General features: G+C 40.3%; 1 protein-coding gene. It reads left to right on the plus strand.

Annotated features, from left to right (window positions below):
- Positions 1 to 120: 120 nt before the first annotated feature.
- Positions 121 to 1605, plus strand: a complete 1485-nt coding sequence (locus QUA23_RS30835) for an IS5 family transposase (protein ID WP_333110736.1) — start codon at positions 121 to 123, stop codon at positions 1603 to 1605.
- Positions 1606 to 1668: the final 63 nt, after the last annotated feature.

Raw genomic sequence — 1668 nt, forward strand, 5'->3', positions numbered from 1 at the left:
TTAGGGCTTGCTGAAAATAAGCGAAAAGCTGACTGTACAAGGCTGATAGAAGTCTTACAAGGGCAAAGAGGACACGAAAAAGAGGTAAAATTGGAAATAGTCGTGCATTTGTGAAGAAAAATGTATCGAAAGTTACAAAATGCCGGGGAGCCAGAAGAAGCCTTTGAACTTCCCTTTGAGGGCAAGCTGTGTGAAGAAAATCGTTGGGTACTTCTGGCAAACCTAATTCCCTGGTCAGAATTTGAGGAAGAATATGCCCAGAATTTCTCCGAGGAAATGGGAGCGCCAGCCAAACCCTTTCGGATGGCACTGGGAGCGTTAATCATCAAAGAAAAATTGGGAATTAGCGACAGAGAAACAGTAGAACAAATTAAGGAAAACCCTTACTTCCAGTATTTTATCGGAGAAAATAGTTATCGGAACGAAGCGCTTTTTGACGCTTCAATGATGGTTCATTTTCGACAAAGAATCGGTCAGTCTCTGCTTAAAAAAATCAATCGAAAAATTGTCCAACAAGGTCGAGGATTTAAGCCGGAGGAACCCAGCACAAAAAAGTCAGAAGAAGCTCAAAGACCAAAAGAAAATAGAGGAAAGCTATTAATCGATGCAACGGTAGCACCTGCCGATATCAAATACCCCACCGATGTAGACCTGTTAAATCAAGCGAGGAAAACCACCGAACTCATCATAGACATCTTATATAAATCCCTGAAGGGCAACCTGGAGAAAAAACCCAGAACTTACAGAAAAAACGCCCGAAAATATTATCTAAAATTCGCAAAAAATAGGAAGCCCTCTGGAAAAGAACGGAGAAATGCCGTTAAAAAACAGCTCCAATATATCAAACGAAATTTGGGACATATTGAGCAATTAATCGAAAAAGGTGCGAGGCTAAAACTCCTAAGCAGAAGGCAATACAGGAATTTGTTGGTATCTGGGGAAATTTACCGTCAACAGCAGTGGATGTGGTCAAATAATAAAAAAAGAATCGAACATCGAATTGTCAGTTTAACACAACCGCATATCCGTCCAATCGTCAGAGGCAAGTCAGGAAGTCCTACAGAATTCGGAGCCAAGTTATCAGTTAGTTGTGTAGAAGGATATGTATTCCTCGAAAATATTAGCTGGGAAAACTATAATGAAAGTGGTGATTTTATTTCCCAAGTGGAAGCTTACAAAGAATATACGGGAGTTTACCCGGAATCGGTTCACGCCGATAAAATTTATCGCACCCGAGTCAATCGAGCTTGGTGTAAAGAAAGAGGAATTAGACTAAGCGGTCCCCCGCTAGGAAGACCGCCTACCCAAGTCAGTCGAGAAGCTAAAAAACAAGCACAAGAAGATGAGCGCATTCGCAACGAAATTGAGGGAAAATTTGGACAGGGCAAAAGAAGATTCAGTCTGAATAGAGTCATGGCTAAACTATCTAATACTTCTGAAACTTCCATTACTCTGACCTTTTTAGTGATCAACCTGGTGAAGCTGCTGAGGCAGTTTTACTGTATTTTTTTGTGTCAATTTTTTCCAAATATTATGATTTTATCGAGAAGGATTAACTTTAGCTATGAATTAAATAATCGAAGTAAAGCAGGGCTTATTATGTGAGGAAGACGGGCCTCTTGTTCATTTTCCACCCCCTGCTTTTTATAACTTTTTCAGCAAACCCTA

The organism is Microcoleus sp. Pol1C5 (assembly GCF_036701115.1).
Lineage (GTDB): Bacteria > Cyanobacteriota > Cyanobacteriia > Cyanobacteriales > Microcoleaceae > Microcoleus.